This window comes from Nocardioides sp. NPDC054178 (assembly GCF_055585005.1).
This window is the reverse complement of record NZ_JBVJKY010000004.1, coordinates 54,697-71,982: the sequence shown is the minus strand read 5'-3', so window position 1 is coordinate 71,982 and position 17,286 is coordinate 54,697. Positions and strand designations below refer to the sequence as shown.

16 protein-coding genes are annotated in these 17,286 nt (G+C 71.6%); 10 read left to right on the top strand and 6 right to left on the bottom strand.

Annotated features, from left to right (window positions below):
- Window positions 1–36 precede the first annotated feature (36 nt).
- The 3 genes from ACZ6WN_RS16285 to ACZ6WN_RS16275 form a co-directional block, all read right to left on the bottom strand.
- Window positions 37–180: a GPGG-motif small membrane protein gene (locus tag ACZ6WN_RS16285; RefSeq protein WP_357339321.1), complete on the bottom strand. Its 144-nt coding sequence runs from the start codon at window positions 178–180 to the stop codon at window positions 37–39.
- A gap of 198 nt (window positions 181–378) precedes the next feature.
- Window positions 379–2,388: a catalase gene (locus tag ACZ6WN_RS16280; protein ID WP_465865942.1), complete on the bottom strand. Its 2,010-nt coding sequence runs from the start codon at window positions 2,386–2,388 to the stop codon at window positions 379–381.
- Between the two features lie 90 nt (window positions 2,389–2,478).
- Window positions 2,479–3,441: a glycosyltransferase gene (locus ACZ6WN_RS16275; RefSeq protein WP_465865940.1), complete on the bottom strand. Its 963-nt coding sequence runs from the start codon at window positions 3,439–3,441 to the stop codon at window positions 2,479–2,481.
- 134 nt (window positions 3,442–3,575) lie between these two features.
- On the opposite strand from ACZ6WN_RS16275, the gene ACZ6WN_RS16270 reads away from it, so the two are divergent.
- From ACZ6WN_RS16270 to ACZ6WN_RS16240, 7 genes are read left to right on the top strand one after another with little or no spacing between them, the layout of a single operon-like run.
- Complete coding sequence (locus ACZ6WN_RS16270; protein WP_465865939.1) at window positions 3,576–5,240, top strand: carbamoyltransferase family protein; 1,665 nt, start codon at window positions 3,576–3,578, stop codon at window positions 5,238–5,240.
- Window positions 5,237–6,736, top strand: coding sequence for an HAD-IIIA family hydrolase (locus ACZ6WN_RS16265; protein ID WP_465865937.1), 1,500 nt, complete (start codon window positions 5,237–5,239; stop codon window positions 6,734–6,736). The genes ACZ6WN_RS16270 and ACZ6WN_RS16265 overlap by 4 nt, the downstream gene beginning before the upstream one ends.
- Entirely contained in the window at window positions 6,733–7,779 is a 1,047-nt protein-coding gene (locus ACZ6WN_RS16260) for a glycosyltransferase family 9 protein (protein ID WP_465865935.1), read from the top strand. The genes ACZ6WN_RS16265 and ACZ6WN_RS16260 overlap by 4 nt, the downstream gene beginning before the upstream one ends.
- On the top strand, window positions 7,779–9,011 hold the full coding sequence (locus ACZ6WN_RS16255) for a glycosyltransferase (protein ID WP_465865934.1): 1,233 nt from the start codon (window positions 7,779–7,781) through the stop codon (window positions 9,009–9,011). The genes ACZ6WN_RS16260 and ACZ6WN_RS16255 overlap by 1 nt, the downstream gene beginning before the upstream one ends.
- A complete protein-coding gene (locus ACZ6WN_RS16250) occupies window positions 9,008–9,625 on the top strand; it encodes a D-sedoheptulose-7-phosphate isomerase (RefSeq protein WP_465865932.1) in 618 nt (205 codons plus the stop codon). The genes ACZ6WN_RS16255 and ACZ6WN_RS16250 overlap by 4 nt, the downstream gene beginning before the upstream one ends.
- Window positions 9,622–10,941: a D-glycero-beta-D-manno-heptose 1-phosphate adenylyltransferase gene (gene rfaE2 / locus ACZ6WN_RS16245; RefSeq protein WP_465865931.1), complete on the top strand. Its 1,320-nt coding sequence runs from the start codon at window positions 9,622–9,624 to the stop codon at window positions 10,939–10,941. The genes ACZ6WN_RS16250 and rfaE2 overlap by 4 nt, the downstream gene beginning before the upstream one ends.
- Complete coding sequence (locus ACZ6WN_RS16240) at window positions 10,941–11,855, top strand: glycosyltransferase family 9 protein (protein ID WP_465865929.1); 915 nt, start codon at window positions 10,941–10,943, stop codon at window positions 11,853–11,855. Before rfaE2 ends, ACZ6WN_RS16240 begins: the two co-directional genes overlap by 1 nt.
- On the opposite strand, the gene ACZ6WN_RS16235 is transcribed toward ACZ6WN_RS16240, so the two are convergent.
- Together ACZ6WN_RS16235 and ACZ6WN_RS16230 are read right to left on the bottom strand one after the other, a co-directional pair.
- A complete protein-coding gene (locus tag ACZ6WN_RS16235) occupies window positions 11,821–12,813 on the bottom strand; it encodes a UDP-glucuronic acid decarboxylase family protein (RefSeq protein WP_465865928.1) in 993 nt (330 codons plus the stop codon). The two genes, ACZ6WN_RS16240 and ACZ6WN_RS16235, sit on opposite strands and share 35 nt — an antisense overlap.
- Window positions 12,810–13,580: an SDR family oxidoreductase gene (locus ACZ6WN_RS16230; RefSeq protein ID WP_465865926.1), complete on the bottom strand. Its 771-nt coding sequence runs from the start codon at window positions 13,578–13,580 to the stop codon at window positions 12,810–12,812. Before ACZ6WN_RS16230 ends, ACZ6WN_RS16235 begins: the two co-directional genes overlap by 4 nt.
- A 185-nt stretch (window positions 13,581–13,765) precedes the next feature.
- On the opposite strand from ACZ6WN_RS16230, the gene ACZ6WN_RS16225 reads away from it, so the two are divergent.
- The 3 genes from ACZ6WN_RS16225 to ACZ6WN_RS16215 are packed head-to-tail and all read left to right on the top strand — an operon-like array spanning window position 13,766 to window position 15,082.
- Window positions 13,766–14,560 carry a sigma-70 family RNA polymerase sigma factor gene (locus ACZ6WN_RS16225; protein ID WP_465865924.1) on the top strand — a complete coding sequence of 265 codons (795 nt, stop codon included), beginning with the start codon at window positions 13,766–13,768 and terminating at the stop codon, window positions 14,558–14,560.
- Between the two features lie 58 nt (window positions 14,561–14,618).
- Window positions 14,619–14,843, top strand: a complete 225-nt coding sequence (locus tag ACZ6WN_RS16220; protein ID WP_465865923.1) for a hypothetical protein — start codon at window positions 14,619–14,621, stop codon at window positions 14,841–14,843.
- The gene (locus tag ACZ6WN_RS16215; protein WP_465865922.1) at window positions 14,840–15,082 is read left to right on the top strand and encodes a hypothetical protein; all 243 of its coding nucleotides are present in this window, start codon (window positions 14,840–14,842) and stop codon (window positions 15,080–15,082) included. The genes ACZ6WN_RS16220 and ACZ6WN_RS16215 overlap by 4 nt, the downstream gene beginning before the upstream one ends.
- 413 nt (window positions 15,083–15,495) lie before the next feature.
- Here the strand turns inward: ACZ6WN_RS16215 and ACZ6WN_RS16210 are convergent, their stop codons facing one another.
- Window positions 15,496–16,770, bottom strand: coding sequence for an HNH endonuclease signature motif containing protein (locus tag ACZ6WN_RS16210; protein WP_465865920.1), 1,275 nt, complete (start codon window positions 16,768–16,770; stop codon window positions 15,496–15,498).
- Between the last annotated feature and the right edge of the window lie 516 nt (window positions 16,771–17,286).

The window sequence follows — 17,286 nt, the reverse complement described above, 5'->3', positions numbered from 1 at the left end:
GCCCGGGGCCCCGAAGGGCACCGGGCCGCATGGTGTCTATGTGAAGATGCTGACCCCACCAGGGCCGACCAGCAGGCCGACGATGATGAGGACCGCGCCCCAAAGAATTTGGCCTCGGACCAGCGCCAAGATGCCGCCGATGACCAGGACTGCCGCGATCAGCCAGAGAAGTAGTGCCATGTCGTTCTCACCTCTGTGTGTAGTTGTTGCGGGGGATGCTCAGACCTTGTCGTCCGAGCGGCTACGGAGCAGGGACTTGCTTCGTCGGCTCCCTGCACTGAGTTGGCCTGCGGATCACTCCTCGTGAGTTCTCTCGTTCGTACACTCCACCCGGTACCCAGTTCGGGCGCCCGTAAACCTCCCCGGTTCGGCAAACCTTCAGGAGAGCGCGAACCGCTCCCAGGAGCGGTGCGCGGCGAGCAGGTCGGGAAGCTCGGCCGCGGCCATCGAGGCGGACTCCTCGCCCTTGACCCCCGGCGCGGTGACCGCGATCCCGGCCGTCGCGATGACCTCGACCCCGTTCCCCCAGGCCAGCAGCGCCTTGCCGTGGCGGAAGATCTCCTCGACCAGCAGGAGGACGTGCGCGTCCGAGGCGACGGTCGCGGCCCCGTCGGCGACCACGAGCGCGTCGTACTCGACGGAGCGAGCCGTCGAGAACGTACGCTGCACGGCCACCTCTCCGCCCAGCGGCGCGGCCGTCGGGGCGATGAGCATCGGCGTCATCCCCGAGCCGAGGAGCGCCGTCCGCAGCCCGTCGACCTCGTCGGCCGGGCTCTCGGGGCCGACGACGATCCCGACGACCCGTCCGTCCGGCGGATAGGAGCCGCCGAGCATCGACAGGGCCGGGCTCGGCTCCGGGTCGGCGAGCTCGCCCGTCGGCGAGGGGGCCTCCAGACCGAGGGCCGTGGCGACCCCGCCGCACAGGTCGGGGGCGATCTCGGCCAGGCACTGGAGCTGTCGCGCCCGGATCTCCTGCTCCTCGACCTTGCCCAGCTCGAAGGCGTACGCGGCGACGATGTGCTGCTTCTCGACCGGGGTCATCGACAGCCAGAAGAGCCGCGCCTGGCTGTAGTGGTCGTCGAACGAGGCCGGCTGCGTACGCTGCTTGGTCGTCTCGGGCACCGTCACCGGGTTGTCCAGGAAGGCTCCCTGCGGGTCGCCGGCCAGGAACGGACAGCCGCCGTCGAGCGAGTTGGGGTGGTAGGGCGCCACCCCACGGTGCACCTCGTCCTGGTGGAACCCGTCGCGCAGCATGTCGTTGACCGGCGCGTGCGGCCGGTTGATCGGGATCTGGTTGAAGTTCGGCCCGCCGAGCCTGGTCAGCTGGGTGTCGACGTAGGAGAAGAGCCGCGCCTGCATCAGGGAGTCGTCGGTGACGTCGATGCCGGGCACCAGGTTGCCGACGTGGAAGGCGACCTGCTCGGTCTCGGCGAAGTAGTTGGTGGGGTTCCGGTCGAGGACCAGGCGTCCGATCCTCTGGACCGGCGCGATCTCCTCGGGAACCAGCTTGGTCGGGTCGAGCAGGTCGATCCCCTCGTACGTCTGCTCCGGGGTGTCCGGGAAGACCTGGATGCCCAGCTCCCACTCGGGGTGGGCGCCGGCCTCGATCGCCTCGGCGAGGTCACGACGGTGGAAGTCCGGGTCGAACCCGCCGAGCATCTGGGCCTCCTCCCAGAGCAGACCGTGCACGCCGAGCTTCGGCTTCCAGTGGAACTTGACCAGGCTCGTCCTCCCCTCGGCGTTGACGAGCCGGAAGGTGTGGACGCCGAAGCCCTCCATCATCCGGTAGGAGCGCGGGATGCCGCGGTCGGACATGTTCCACAGCGTGTGGTGCTGGGCCTCGGTGTGCAGCGAGACGAAGTCCCAGAAGGTGTCGTGCGCCGACTGGGCCTGCGGGATCTCGCGGTCGGGGTGCGGCTTGCCGGCGTGGATGACGTCGGGGAACTTGATGCCGTCCTGGATGAAGAAGACCGGAATGTTGTTGCCGACGAGGTCGAAGGTGCCTTCCTCGGTGTAGAACTTCGTCGCGAACCCGCGGGTGTCGCGCACCGTGTCCGCGCTGCCGCGCGAGCCCAGCACCGTGGAGAACCGCACGAAGACCGGCGTCTCCCGGCCCTCGGCGAGGAAGCCGGCGCTGGTCACGGTCTCGGCCGTTCCGTACGCCGTGAACGTGCCGTGCGCACCGGCTCCGCGGGCATGGACGACGCGTTCGGGAATCCGCTCGTGGTCGAAGTGGGTGATCTTCTCGCGCAGGTGGTGGTCCTGGAGCAGGGTCGGGCCGCGCTCGCCCGCCTTGAGGGACTTGTCGGTCTCGCGCAGGCGCACACCGCCCGAGGTGGTCAGCCACTCGGTCTGCTCAGAGGCGCCGGGGCTCGGCGTGTCAGTCATAGCGGTCCTTCGGTCGGGGACAGAGCTCGTTCTCCCGTACCCCGCTCCGACGCCTCACATGCCCGGCGCCCGCCCTGATCGCACCCCGTCTCACGCGGTGCTGCCGGTGAGGACCCACCCGAGCACGTCGTCCCACTCGTCGAGGAACCTCTCCAGGCCGTAGCGCCTCCTCGCGTGCCGGCGCCCGATGAGCCCGGCCTCCTCGGCGACGTCGGGATCCTTCATCAGGTGGCGTACGGCCGGGACGATCTCGTCGCGGCGGGTGGTCACGAAGCCGGCCTCGTGCGGCACCGCGAGCGGGGTCTCGGTCGTGGCCAGGGCGACGACCGGCATGCCCAGATGCATCGCCTCGATCAGGGAGAGCCCCAGCGAGGTCCAGCGGTTGAGGTGGACGTACACGCGACGCCGCGGGAGGTGGTCGTGCAGGTCGAGCTGCGTCAGGTTCTCGAAGGTCCGCAGCCCGCGGTGCGCGGGCAGGTGCTCGACGCGCATGCCGAAGACATCGGCGCCGACGCCCTCGGCCAGCACCGGGATGAGGTCGGCGCCCACGGTGCGGCCGCGGCGCACCGGGTCGTTGACGACCACCCCGGGGCGCTCGATGTCACCGGTGTAGCGGCGGCCGGGGTCGACGATGCCGTGCTCGATCACGGTCGTCGGGGTGCCGTCGCAGTCCCACAGCAGGTCGTTGAAGCCGGTCACGTGCACGATCGGGACGCCCCCGCCCGCCATCGGGTGGCGGGTGTCGGGGACCGCCCCGGCCGGAGTGTTGTGCTCCAGGTAGACGGCCGGCAGGTCGCGGCCCGGACGCCGCCCGCCGAGCCACTTCTCGGCCAGCTCGACCTCGTGCGGACGCTGCAGGATGACGAGGTCGACCTCCTCCTCGGCGAGGGCCTCGCTGCTCACCTCCCGGGCCGCCGCGGGCCAGTCCCAGGTCCGGGCACGGCCGAGACCGTCGGGGCCACGGTCGGGGGTGGTCGGGAGGAGGTAGTCGTGGCAACCGTGCACGAACGCCGTCGTCCAGGAGCCGTGCACGTGCCAGATCAGGATTCTCATTTCCTGTCGGTGCCCGAAAGCACCTTCGGTGATGCGAGCAGGCAGGTGAAGTTCGCCGGGGAGGCGGTTCAAAGCGGCTCGCCCCGGGTACCCGGATCACTTCGCATCTCTCTCCGCCCCGGAAGGCAGCACCGATGAAGGTCCTTGGCGTCAACGCCCTCTTCCACGATCCCAGCGCAGCGCTCGTCGTCGACGGGGTCACGGTCGCCGCGACCGAGGAGGAGCGTTTCTCGCGCCGCAAGCACGGTCACCGGCCGGTGCCGTTCGCGGCCTGGGAGCTCCCGGACCACGCGATCCGCTGGTGCCTGGACGAGGCCGGGCTCGAACCCGGGGACCTGGACGCGGTGGCGTACTCCTACGACTCCTCCCTGGCACGGCCGGCCGAGGAGATGGGGCTGCACGACCCGTGGGACGGCCTCCGCCAGACGTACGCCTCCCACGCACCCGACTTCCTGGGCAACATCCTGCCCGGGCTGGACCCGGCCGCCGTACGCTTCGTGCCGCACCACGTCGCCCACGCCGCCTCCGCGGCGCTGGCCTCGCCGTACGTGGCCGACGGCGCCGACGTGCTCGTCCTCGACGGCCGCGGCGAGTGCCACAGCCACCTCGCCGGCCGCTACGACGAGCGCGGGTCGCTGACGACCCTGCGCACCCAGGAGCTTCCGCACTCGCTCGGGCTCGTCTTCGAGGAGCTCACCGAGCATCTGGGGTTCCTGCGCGCCAACGACGAGTACAAGGTGATGGCGCTCGCCTCCTACGGCAAGCCGCTCGCCTCCAGCGGGCACCGGATCGACGAGCTGACCGAGCGGATCCGGCTCACCGGCGACGGCGGCTTCGTCACCGAGCCCATCGACTGGTCCACCCTGGCGCCACGGCTGCGGCCGGGCGAGGAGTGGACCGCCGACCATGCCGATCTGGCCGCGAGCGTGCAGCTGCGCTTCGAGGAGGTCCTGGTCGAGCTGGCCCGCTGGCTGCGCGCACGGACCGGTGGCAGCCACCTGACGCTCGCCGGCGGGGTGGCGCTCAACTGCGTCGCCAACACCACCCTGGCCGAGCACAGCGGCTACGAGAACATCTGGGTCCAGCCGGCCGCAGGGGACGCCGGCACGGCGCTCGGCGCCGCCCTGCAGCTCGCCGCCGACAACGGCGACGTCCTCGACCCCATGCCCGGCGCCGCCCTCGGGCGTGACTGGCCGGAGGAGGAGATCGAGGCGACGCTGCGTACGGCCCGGGTGGCCTACGAGCGTCCCGACGACCTCGCCGCGACCGTGGCCGAGGCGCTCGCCGAGAACGGGATCGTCGCCTGGTTCCAGGGGCGCAGCGAGTTCGGTCCGCGCGCGCTCGGGCACCGCTCGCTGCTCGCCCACCCCGGACGCCAGGAGAACCTCGAGCGGATCAACGACGTCAAGGGTCGCGAGCAGTTCCGGCCGGTGGCGCCGATGGTGCTCGCCGAGCGTGCCGCGGACATCTTCGAGCGCGGGCCGCTGCCCTCGCCGTACATGCTCTTCGTCCACGACGTCGCTGCCGAGTGGCATGCGGTGATCCCGGCGGTGACCCACGTCGACGGCACCGCCCGGGTCCAGACCGTGGATCCCGAGGACGAGCCGCTGGTGGCGCGGATGCTGAAGCACTTCGAGGCCCGCTCCGGGCTTCCGGTCGTGATCAACACCAGCCTCAACACCGCCGGCCGGCCGATGGTCGACTCGCCGCAGGACGCCCTGGAGTGCTTCGGGTCGGCGCCGATCGACCTGCTCGCCATCGGCCCCTTCGTCGTTCGACGCGCAAGGACGTTCTCATGACCATCGAGACCACGATCGTCATCCCGACCCTGGGCCGGCCGAGCCTGGGAGTGCTCCTGGACGCGCTGGCGAACCAGACCGTCCCGCTGCACCACCCCGTGATCGTCGTCGACGACCGTCCCGACGGGGACGATCTGGTCCTCGAGGACAGGGCCGTCGACGTCGAGGTCGTCCGGACCGGAGGCGGCGGCCCGGCCCGCGCCCGCAACATCGGCTGGCGGCACACCCGCACGCCCTGGGTCTCGTTCCTCGACGACGACGTGGTGCCGGACGTGTCCTGGTATCGCGACCTCATCGCCGACCTGCGCCTGCTCGAGGACTATCCCGAGCAGCAGATCGCCGGGAGCCAGGGACGGCTCACCGTCCCGCTCCCCGAGGATCGTCCCCCCACCGACTGGGAGCGCGGCACGGCGGGCCTGGAGAGCTCGGCATGGATCACCGCCGACATGAGCTACCGCCGCGAGCGGATCGCGGCGGCGGGCGGGTTCGACGAGCGCTTCCGCCGGGCGTTCCGCGAGGACGCCGACCTGGCCCTGCGCCTCGACGCCGGCCGCGGCCGGATCGTCACCGGCAGCCGGCACGTGACCCATCCCGTGCGGCCCGCCGACGACTGGGCGAGCCTGCGGGCCCAGGCGGGCAACGCCGACGACATCTTGATGTGGGCGATCCACGGGCCCGGCTGGCACGAGCGCGCGAGGGCTCCCGAGGGGCGTCGGAAGGCGCACCTGGCCATCACCGCCTCCGCGGCTCTTGCCGTGGCCGGTCTGCTGTCGCGGCGGCGGCTGCCGGCTGCCGTGGGGGCCCTGGGCTGGCTCGCCGGCACCGCCGAGCTCGCCCGCCACCGCATCGCCGCCGGGCCGGGGACCGCCGACGAGATCCGGCGCATGCTGCTGACCAGCGCCGCGATCCCGGCGGCCGCGACGTGGCATCTGCTCCGAGGCGTACGTCTCCACCACGGGGCGAAGCCGTGGCGAGGGATCCCGGAGCTGGTCCTGCTCGACCGCGACGGCACCCTGATCGAGGACGTCCCCTACAACGGCCACCCCGCTCTGGTACGCCCGCTGCCCGGTGTCCGCGAGGCCCTCGACCGCCTCCGGGCAGAGGGTGTCCGGCTCATGATCGTGACCAACCAGTCCGGTATCGGCCGCGGCTTCATCAGCGAGCAGCAGGCCGACGCCGTCGACGAGCGGATCGCCGAGCTGCTCGGCCCGTTCGAGGCGGTGCTCCGTTGCCCGCACTCCCCCGACGACCGCTGCGAGTGCCGCAAACCCGGCCCTGACCTGATCAAACAGGCGCTGGCCGACACCGGTGTGCATCCCGACCGAGCGGTGATGGTCGGCGACATCGGCAGCGACATCGACGCCGCCAGGAGCGCCGGCGTGAGCGGCATCCTGGTCCCGACGATGCAGACCCGTCGCGAAGAGGTCGCCGCCGCGCCCCGCACGTCCGCCGGTCTCGTCCAGGCCGTGGACCAGATGCTGGGCGGCGCGTGGTGAGGACCCTCGTCGTACGCCTGGACTCGATGGGCGACGTGCTGCTCGCCGGCCCCGCCGTGCGCGCGCTGGCCGCGACCAGCGACCACGTGACGATGCTGTGCGGCCCGCGGGGCCGGGCGGCCGCGGAGCTGTTGCCGGGGGTCGACGAGGTGCTGTGCTGGGAGGCGCCGTGGATCGTGGCCGACCCGCCGCCGGTCGACCCCGCCGAGGTCGACCTGCTCCGCAAACGGATCGAGGCCGGCTCGTTCGACCGCGCGGCGATCCTCACCAGCTTCCACCAGTCGCCGCTGCCCACCGCGCTCGTCCTGAGACTGGCCGGGATCGGCCGCGTGGCCGCGGTGAGCACCGACTACCCCGGATCGCTGCTGGACCACCGGGTGCGGGTCGACGAGGAGATCCCCGAGCCCGAACGGGCGCTCGCCGTCGCCACCGCCTGCGGCGGCCGGCTTCCCGACGGTGACGAGGGTCGGTTGGCCGTTCGTGCCGGTCGGGCTCCCGCGGACCTTCCGGTGCCGTACGTCGTCCTTCACCCGGGCACCTCGGCACCCGCACGCGCCTGGCCGGCGCAGCACTTCCGCCGCCTGGGCGAGCAGCTGCGAGCGCTCGGGCTCGGTGTCGTCGTGACCGGCGACGCCGAGGAGCGGCAGCTGACGGCGTACGTCGCAGGCGGTGGCGGCACGGACCTCGGCACAGACCTCGGCACCGATCTCGGCGGGGCTCTCGGCCTCGGCGAGCTCGCCGGCGTTCTCGAGCGCGCCGAGGCGGTCGTGGTCGGCAACACCGGCCCCGCCCACCTGGCCGCCGCCGTCGGCACCCCCGTCGTCTCGCTCTACGCCCCCACGATCAGCGCCGAGCGCTGGGCACCCTACGGCGTCGACCGTGTGCTCCTCGGCGACCAGCACGCTCCCTGCCGCGACACCCGCGCCCGCGAGTGCCCCGTGCCCGGGCACCCGTGCCTGACCAGCGTCACGCCCGACGATGTCGTCACCGGCCTCGTCACCCTCGGCGTACGTCCGCCCGAACTCGTGGGAAGAAGCCGCTGATGCGCATCGCACTCGTCTCCGAACATGCCAACCCGCTCGCCGCCCTCGGGGGTGAGGACGCCGGCGGGCAGAACGTCCACGTCGCCGCCCTGGCCGCCGGTCTGGCCGAGGGCGGGCACGACGTGACCGTCTACACCCGGCGCGACGACCTCGGCACGCCGGCCCGCGTCAGCACCGACGGCTACGTGGTCGAGCACGTCCCGGCCGGCCCGCCGGCCGAGGTCGCCAAGGACGACCTCCTCCCCTACATCCCGGAGCTGTCCAGGCGGCTCCAGGAGTCGTGGCTCCTCGAGCCGCCCGATCTGGTCCACGCCCACTTCTGGATGAGCGGGCTGGCCTCCCTCGCCGGCGTCCGGGAGCAGGGCGTACCGCTGGTGCAGTCCTTCCATGCCCTCGGCTCCGTCAAGCGCCGCCAGCAGGGTGAGGCCGACACCAGCCCGCCCGAGCGGATCGACCACGAGCGCCGGCTGTGCCTCGAGGCCGACACCGTCATCGCCACCTGCACCGACGAGGTCCGCGAGCTCCGCCGCCTCGGCCTGCCCGACGGCCGCGCGACGGTCATCCCCTGCGGTGTCGACACCGATCTGTTCCGTCCCGGACCCGGCCGGCTCGCCGACCGGCTCCGGCTGCTCGTGCTGGGCAGGATGGTGCCTCGCAAGGGGATCGGCAACGCGATCGAGGCCCTCGCCCACCTCGTCCACGGTGAGGGGCTCGACGTCGAGCTGGTCATCGCCGGCGGCCCGTCGCGCAAGGACCTCGACTCCGATCCGGAGGCGCTGCGACTGCAGCAGAGCGCCGATCGACACCATGTCATCGGCCGCACGACCTTCCTCGGCAGTGTCGACCGGGACGACGTGCCCGGCCTGATCCGCAGCAGCGACGCCGTGGTCACCGTGCCCTGGTACGAGCCCTTCGGGATCGTTCCGGTCGAGGCGATGGCCTGTGGCCGCCCGGTGGTCGGCTCAGCCGTCGGCGGGCTCCTCGACACCGTGGTGCCCGGCGTCACCGGCGACCTGGTGAGACCGCGGGACCCCGTCGAGCTGGCCCGGGTCCTCGCCGCCCTGCTGCGCGACCCCGAGCGCCGACGGCGCTACGGCGACGCCGGTCGGCGGCGCGCGGTCGAGCTGTACGACCGGCACCACGTCCTGGCTGCCACCGAGGATCTCTACGAGCGGGTCACCCGACCCGCCAGGTCCACCCCCGTCACCGATGCGAAGGAGGCAGTCAGATGACACCGACCCCATGCGCCCACGAACACCTCGCCGAGCTGAGCCAGACTCTGCGGAGGTTCGACGGCTGCGTCGACATCGCCGACGACTGGGGCGTACGCCTCGCGCCGGTCCTCGAGTCCGGCGGCAGGCTCCTCGCCGCCGGCAACGGGGGAAGCGCCGCCCAGGCCCAGCATCTGACCGCCGAGCTGGTCGGTCGCTACCGTGAGGACCGCGCCCCCTTCTCGGCGATCTGTCTCTCCGCGGAGACGTCCAGCCTGACCGCCATCGGCAACGACTACCCGCCCGAGGAGCTCTTCGCCCGTCAGGTCGAGGCGCACGGCCGGCCCGGTGACGTACTCGTCCTGATGTCCACCAGCGGTCGCAGCGGCAACCTGCTCGCCGCCGCGCGTCGCGGGCGCCGGGCGGGGCTGCGGATCTGGTCGATGACCGGTCCGGTCCCCAACCCGCTGGCCGACCTCTCCGACGAGCACTGCTCCGTCGAGGCCCGCTTCACCGCCACCGTGCAGGAGATGCACCTCGTGGCGCTGCACATCATGTGTGCCGCCCTCGACCGCGAGCTCGGCATCGGCGCGCCGACGCAGACGTCCGTCGAGGACCTGGAGGTGCTGCGATGAGCGTGCGGATGGTCGTCGTCGGCGACGTCCTGCTCGACGTGGACGTCACCGGAGACGTACGCCGCAGCCTGCCCGAGGCGAACGCGCCGGTGATCGACGCTCCGAGAGAACGCATGCGCGCCGGCGGAGCCGGCCTGGCAGCGGCCCTGGCCGCCGCCGACGGTCACGACGTGGTCCTGGTGACCGCGCTCGCGGCCGACCCGGCGGGCTCGCGCATCCACGAGCTGTGCCGCGACGCCGGGGTCACGGTCCTCGCCGTCCCGCAGGACGGCAGCACCCCGGTCAAGCGCCGGATCATCGCCGAGCAGCGGCCGGTCGCGCGGCTCGACGAGGGCGCCTGCGGCGCCATCGAGCCCCTTCCTCCCGACGCGCTCGACGCGATCGACGGCGCCGACGCGATCCTCGTCTCCGACTACGGGCAGGGGCTCTCGAGCGCGAGCGACCTCCGTCGAGCCCTGAGCAGCATCGCCGCGACCACGTCCACCCCCGTCGTCTGGGACCCGCATCCGCGCGGGGAGGCACCGGTCCCCGGCGTACGCCTCGCCACCCCCAACCGGGCCGAGGCCGCCGCCTTCGCCGGCCAGGCCGCGGGCACCGGTGCGAGCGAGCACGCGATCGCGCTGATGCACGCCTGGCGGGCCCGGGCCGTCTGCGTCACCCTCGGCGCGGACGGAGCCGTCCTGGCCGAGGGCGAGAACGGGCCGCTGGCGATCCCCGCCCACCACGTCGGTCCGCAGGACACCTGCGGCGCCGGCGACCGGTTCGCGGCGACCGTGACGGCGAGCCTCGCCGACGCCCGGGCCACCGAGGCCGCCGTCAAGACCGCCATCGAGGCCGCCGGCGACTTCGTGGCCGCGGGTGGAGCAGGCTCGTTCAGTCCCGCCGAGCGACGCGGAGAGGGCCGCACGGTCGTCGCCACCGGCGGGTGCTTCGACCTCCTGCACGCGGGGCATGTCGCCACCCTCCAGGCGGCGCGGCGGCTCGGTGACCGCCTGGTCGTGTGCCTCAACTCCGACGACTCGGTGCGCCGGCTCAAGGGCGCGGACCGCCCCGTCGTCCCCGAGCGGGACCGCGCGCGGCTGCTGGCAGCGCTCGACTGCGTCGACGAGGTCATCGTCTTCGACGAGGACACCCCCACGCACGTCCTCTGCCGGATCCGCCCCGACATCTGGGTCAAGGGCGGTGACTACGCCGAGGACGACCTCCCCGAGAGCGACCTGCTGGCGACCTGGGGCGGACGAACGGTCGTGGTGCCCTTCCATGACGGCCACTCGACCACATCGCTGATCGAGACCGCGCGGGCCATCCCGGGCTGATGCGGACGGCGCTCGTCTATCGCGCGCTGGGCCTCGGCGACCTGCTCGCCGGGGTGCCGGCGCTGCGTGCCCTGCGCCGGGCGCTGCCGCGGCACCGCATCGTGCTCGCGGCGCCCGCGGCCCAGACCCGGCTGGTCGAGCTCGCCGCCGTCGTCGACGAGGTCGTCCCCACCGAGGAGCTCGAGCCGGTCGCCTGGACGGGGCCTCCCCCGGATCTCGCCATCGACCTGCACGGCAACGGCCCCGCCTCCCGCGACCTGCTCAGCGTCCTTCGCCCCGGCCGGCTGATCGGCTTCGGCGAGCCCGGAGGACCCTCCTGGGACCCGGACGAGCACGAGCGCCACCGCTGGTGCCGGCTGCTCGCCGCGACCCTCGGCGCCGAGGCCGACCCCGACGACGTCCGGCTCCCGCCTCCCGCTCTGGAGCCGCCTCCCGACCCCGATGCGATCCTCATCCACCCCGGCGCCGCCTACGCGAGCCGCCGCTGGCCGACGGACCGGTTCGCCGCCGTCGCCACCCGGATGACGCTCACCGGCGCCCCCGTCCTCGTCACGGGCTCTGCCGCCGAGCGCGAGCTGGCCGAGGACGTACGCTCCCGGGCCGGTCTCGCGGCCGAGGCGAACATCGCGGGCAGCACCGATCTGATGGCGCTCGCCTCGCTGGTCGGCGCGGCCCGGCTGCTCATCAGCGGCGACACCGGGATCGCCCACCTGGCCTCGGCCCTGGGGACGCCCTCCGTGGTCCTGTTCGGACCGACTCCGCCCTCCCGCTGGGGTCCCCCGCCGGGACCTCACCTGGCGCTCTGGCGTGGCGACGGTCTCGGGGACCCGCACGCCTCGGTCACCGACCCGGCGCTGCTGCGCCTGCGTGTCGACGAGGTCAACGACGCGGCGCTGCGCCTGCTTCCGGGGTGAGGGGAAGGTCCTCGCGCCAGCGCGCCGTCCGTTTGAGCCCCTCCTCGAGCGACATCTCCGGCTCCCAGCCGAGCAGCAGCCGGGCCCGGGTCAGGTCGGGGCGGCGTACGTGCGGGTCGTCGGCCGGCAGCGCCACATGATGGATCCGCGAGTCGGAGCCGGTCAGCTCGATGACCAACCGGGCGAGCTCGAGCATGGTGACCTCATGGTCGTTGCCGATGTTGACCGGTCCCGCCACATCGGCACAGGCGAGCCGGAGCAGACCCTCGACGGTGTCCTCGACCCAGCACAGCGACCGCGTCTGCGAGCCGTCACCGGCGACCGTCAGCGGGATCCCGGCCAGGGCCTGACCCAGAAAGGCCGGGACGACCCGGCCGTCATCGAGGCTCATCCGCGGTCCATAGGTGTTGAAGAGACGTGCCACGCCGACGTCGACGCCGCGCTCGCGCGCGTAGGCCATCGTGGTCGCCTCCGCGAACCGCTTGCCCTCGTCGTAGACGCTGCGTACGCCGATCGGGTTGACGTGACCCCAGTACTCCTCGCGCTGCGGGTGCTCCTCGGGCTCCCCGTAGACCTCGGAGGTCGAGGTGAGCACGAAGCGGGCGTTGTGGCGGGCGGCCAGCTCGAGCGCGTTGACCGTGCCCTCGCTCGCCACCCGGAGCGTCTCCAGGGGCAGCCGCTGGTAGTGCACCGGCGAGGCCGGGCAGGCCAGGTGCATCACCAGGTCGACGCCGCCGGGGTCGGGGATCGTGCGGCTGGCGTCGGCGATGGTGACCGCGAAGCCGGGGCGGCCCACGAGATGCGCGATCTTGTCGGCCGAGCCGGTGAGCATGTTGTCGACGACCCACACCTGTGCCCCGGCGTCCAGGAGTCGCTCGCTCACCCACGAGCCGACGAACCCGGCTCCGCCGGTGACCACGACCCGGGCGCCGGCGAGTGACTCTTCCCAGTCGTTCATCGCGGGTACCCCTCGTTGCGCAGCATCACCACGGCGCTCTGCAGGCACGCCTCCTCGGGGAGCGAGACCGCGAACCGGATCAGGTCCGCCACGATCGTCGGGTCCATCATCCGCTCCGGCGGCAGCCCCCACTGATCCATCATCGGGGTGGCCATCGCCGCGGGGTTGATCGCGCTCACCCGCACCGGCCACTCCCGCTCGCGTGCCTCGGTCTGCATCACCTCGGTGAGCTTGAGCAGCGCCGCCTTCGAGGAGTTGTACGCCGCAGCGCCCGCGCCCACCGTCAGCGCGCTGATCGAGGCGATGCTGACGATGTCGGCGACCGGCTGGGCCGGCCCGTCCTCGAGCCCGAGCCGGTGGCGTACGAAAGCACGCGAGAGTCGCATCGGACCGTCCACGTTGACGCCGAAGACCCCGTCCCACTGCTCGTCGTCGATGTCGACCAGGTCCGCGCCGCGGTCGGTGCCGGCATTGTTGATCAGCAGGTCGAACCGCGGCCCGAACCGTTCGGAGAGGTCGGCTACCGTGTCGTCGACGGCCGAGGGCGAGGTCACGTCCAGGTCGACGGCCTCCGTCTCCCCACGCCGCGGCTCACCACGGATCAGCGCGACGGTCTCTTTGGCGGCGTCGGGATCGCGGTCGCTGACCACGACATAGGCCCCGGAGACACTGAGCACGCGACTCGTCGCCCGTCCCAGCCCGCTCCCGGCTCCGGTCACCAGGGCGACCCTGCCGTCGAGGCCGTTCGTGCCGAACATCTCGTTCATGGTGTTCCTCCCAGGCCGTGTCCGTTCACTGCGTCACCAGCACCGGTACCCGCAGCCACCCGACACAGCCTGGGCATCCCGCTTCCCACCCCCAGGGGTGAGCACGGTCTTCAGGACGCACACCCGGCGGGGTGAAAGTCACGGCGAAGCCGTTTGGAGGCGGTCGATCCGGGCACTAACTACACATGACGACGACGACTTTCGAGACAGACCTACCCCGGGCCGAGCGACAGCGTCTGACTTCAGAGTTGCTGGCGAAGGCGCAGACCGCGGAGGGTGAGGAGCAGGACCGGATCCTCGAAGAGGTGATCCTGCTGAACGCTGCGGTCGCCCGCTCGATCGCTCACCGCTACACCGGCCGCGGCATCCCCCGTGCGGACTTGGAGCAGGTGGCGTACACCGCTTTGGTGCGTGCCGCCAAGAGCTTCCACCCCGAACGCGCGGACGACTTCCTGACCTACGCCGTGCCCACGATCCGGGGTGAGGTGAAGCGCTGGTTCCGTGACCACGGCTGGACCGTGCGCCCGCCGCGTCCCATCCAGGAGCTGCAGAGCACGCTGCTGCGGATCGGCTCGGAGCGGGGCAACCTGCCCACCTCCGAGCTGGCCGAGATCGCCCACGTGCCGGAGCAGAAGGTACGCGAGGCCCTCGACGCCCGCGGCTGCTTCACCCCCACGTCGCTGGACGCCCCGCTCCGCACCACCGACGCGCAGTCCTCGGGGGAGGCGACCATCGGCGACATGCTGCCCTCCGTGGACGGCGGACTCGCCGACTGCGAGACCCGGCTCGCGCTCGAGCAGGCGATCCGCGGTCTCTGCCCGCGTGACCAGCGCGTCGTCCGCCTGCGCTTCATCGAGGACCGCAGCCAGGCAGAGATCGGCGAGATCATCGGTGTCACCCAGACCCAGGTCTCCCGGATCCTGACCCGGATCATCGACGACCTGCGTGAACAGCTCGACGACGTAGGGATCGCCGCATGACCCGCACCCACCACGGGTACGGGATGACGAAAGCCGACCCCGACACAAGGAGACTGGCATGACGTACTCAACGATCACCGGCGAGCGCGCCAAGACCGCTCAGCGCTCGCTGTGGAACGGCACGACGCCCAAGACCAAGTGGCAGGAGTCGTCCTGGGGCAAGCGGATCATGGCGGTCGCCGCGTTCGTGACCCCGGTCGCGATCACCGTCGCCACCACCGTCATCCGCAAGAAGGGCACCGAGGCGCTCCTGCGAAAGTTCAAGGCAGGTGACAAGAAGTGAGGACGAAACGAAACCTCTTCACCTTCGCCCTCGGTGGGGTAGCCGGCTACGTCGTCGGCCGCTACCCCGCCGCCACCTACGAGAAGCTGCGCGACGGAGCCGGCATGACCGTAGGCATGGCCCGCGACCGGATCGGCATCATGTCGGAGACCTTCCCGATCGGGCGCCCCGGCTTCCACCGGGCTCCCACCGCGCAGTCCCCGGACGCCGACTCCTACGTCTCTCGGCCGCATCCCTAGCCTCTCGTAGGCTCGGCCGTCTTGGGGTTCGCCGCCGACCCTTGCTTCGATTGTTTCTCGATCACGCACCGCGTCAAGGACGGGCTGCGCCCGCCGCTTCGCGGTGGCCTGCGGCCATCCTTGACCCGGTACCCGATCGAGAAAGATTTCGCCTGTATCGGGTCGGCGGCGAGGGTGTGGCGCAGCAGATTCAGTTGGGTGCCGGCTTGGGGGTCCTGACTGGTGTCCACGGAAGCTCGAGGTCTCGATCGGGTGGACGCCACGGGCTGATGCCCCAGGCAACCGGACACTTCCCCACTCGCATGAAGGTTCCCCAGCCTCCGAAGCTGGGGAACCTCATTGCGGGTGGGGCAGTGTCCGCACGGGTGGGGAACACGTACGGATGCGGGCCGGCACGACGGTGACCCTGCCGGTTAGGGGCGGCGGGTGAACCGGATGGTCCCATCCGGTAGGCGCTCATGAACATACGCGGGGTTGTGCGCCAGCCGGTGATGATGCGGGCACAACAAGGCCCCGTCCTTCAGGTCGGTCTTCCCACCCGCGGCCCACGGATCGAGGTGGTGGGCATCGCACCACTCCGGGGGCATGTCACACCCCTCGGCCTGACAGCACTTCTGCCGCAACCGCAGCGCCTTGCGCTGGATCGGCTGGAAGAACCGACTTGCACGGCCGGCATCAAGGACCTCACCATCACCACCCAACACCCACGGGATGATGGTCGCGTTGCACGCCATCCGCCGGGCCTCGGCCGCGCTGATCGTGGCCCCGTTGGTCTCGTCATAGCCCAACGTCGCGACCCCGAGGTCCTTACGCAGCTCCTCCAGGCTGATCACTACGTTGACCACAGTGGCATCGCCACCGTGTCGGGGCAGCGCGGCCGGGTCGATGGTCTCCAACAGCCGCGAGAACCCTTGGCCCATCATCCGTTCCCATGGCGGCAACGGGCTGCCCTTGGCAACCAGCTGCTGTTTGCGGGGCTGGGCGTAGGCCTCGACCATCCGCTTGAACCGCATCCCCATCGAGGTCGGGAGTACACCTTCGAATCCGATGGTGCCGTCGTGGTTGTCCCAGACCCGCAACGCGGTCTTCTGCTGGGCCCGTTCCTCCTCAGCCAGCAGCGCCTTGGCTTCGGCGTCCTCGAACCGGACCGGGTCGATCTCGACCAGGATCCGTTTGCCCACGATCCGCAGCTGGTTCACGGTCAACGTGCGCGCGTACTCGACCAGCAGCTTCTCAGCCACGACCAGATCCTCGGCAGTAGCGACCGGGTCCGTCTTGATCTTGTCCAACGCCCTCGTGATCACCCGGGCCTTGTCCAACGACACCACGCCCCCGGCCAGGCCGGCAGCGACCAGGTCGTATTGGGCGAGCTTGGTGGCGAGTTTGATCTGGGAGCGCGCCGCACCCTTGTCGATGAGCAGCTCGGCCCGCATCCAGGCCGAGGCATCTTTCGCGCCGGTCTCTTCCGCGATGTCGCCGGCAGATGCGAGGACCCGCAGCTTCAATGCGGCCTGCATGGCCTGGAGTTTCTCCAGCCGTTCAAGCAGGTCCTTCTTCTGGCTGGTGCGCCAATAGGCGGGGTCACTGGCGAGGAGGTCGTGCAGGGCGATCTCGATGGCCTGCAGGGCAGCGTCGATCGCGTCACCGGGGTTGGTGCCCCAGTGGTCGATGTCGCGCCCGAGACTCATCGCCGTCACTCCGTCCAAAGTGTGTTGTGATGGCTCTGATTCTACGCCTCAACCGCTCTCTTTACTATCTATTTTCCCTGATCAAGCGAGGTTTTCGCGGTGAGCGAAAAGCGTCGTACCTGTGGATGGTAAGTGGCCCGAAGGGCCACCCCTCACACCCCACCAACACCAACCGTCGCAGGAATGAATCCGCTGCGCCACACCCCGGCCGCCGCCCCGATAGCCAGCCAAGTCTTTTCTCGATCTGGTCCGGAGTCCAGGACCGCGAAGCGGCCGGCGAAGCCGGCGCCCGCAGGGCGTCCTTGACGCCGGTCCAGATCGAGAAGACCCTCGTGATCGGGTCGGCGGCCCACGTAAGCCACGAAGAACGGTCACGAAACAGATGGTCTCGACAAGCTCGACCACCGAAAGCGAACGAATGCCGAGTCGGGGGGGGGTGGGCGGGGGGGGGGGGGGGGGGGGCGGCGCGGGGGGGGGGGGGGGGCGGGCGCGGGGGGGGAGCCCCCCGGGCCGACA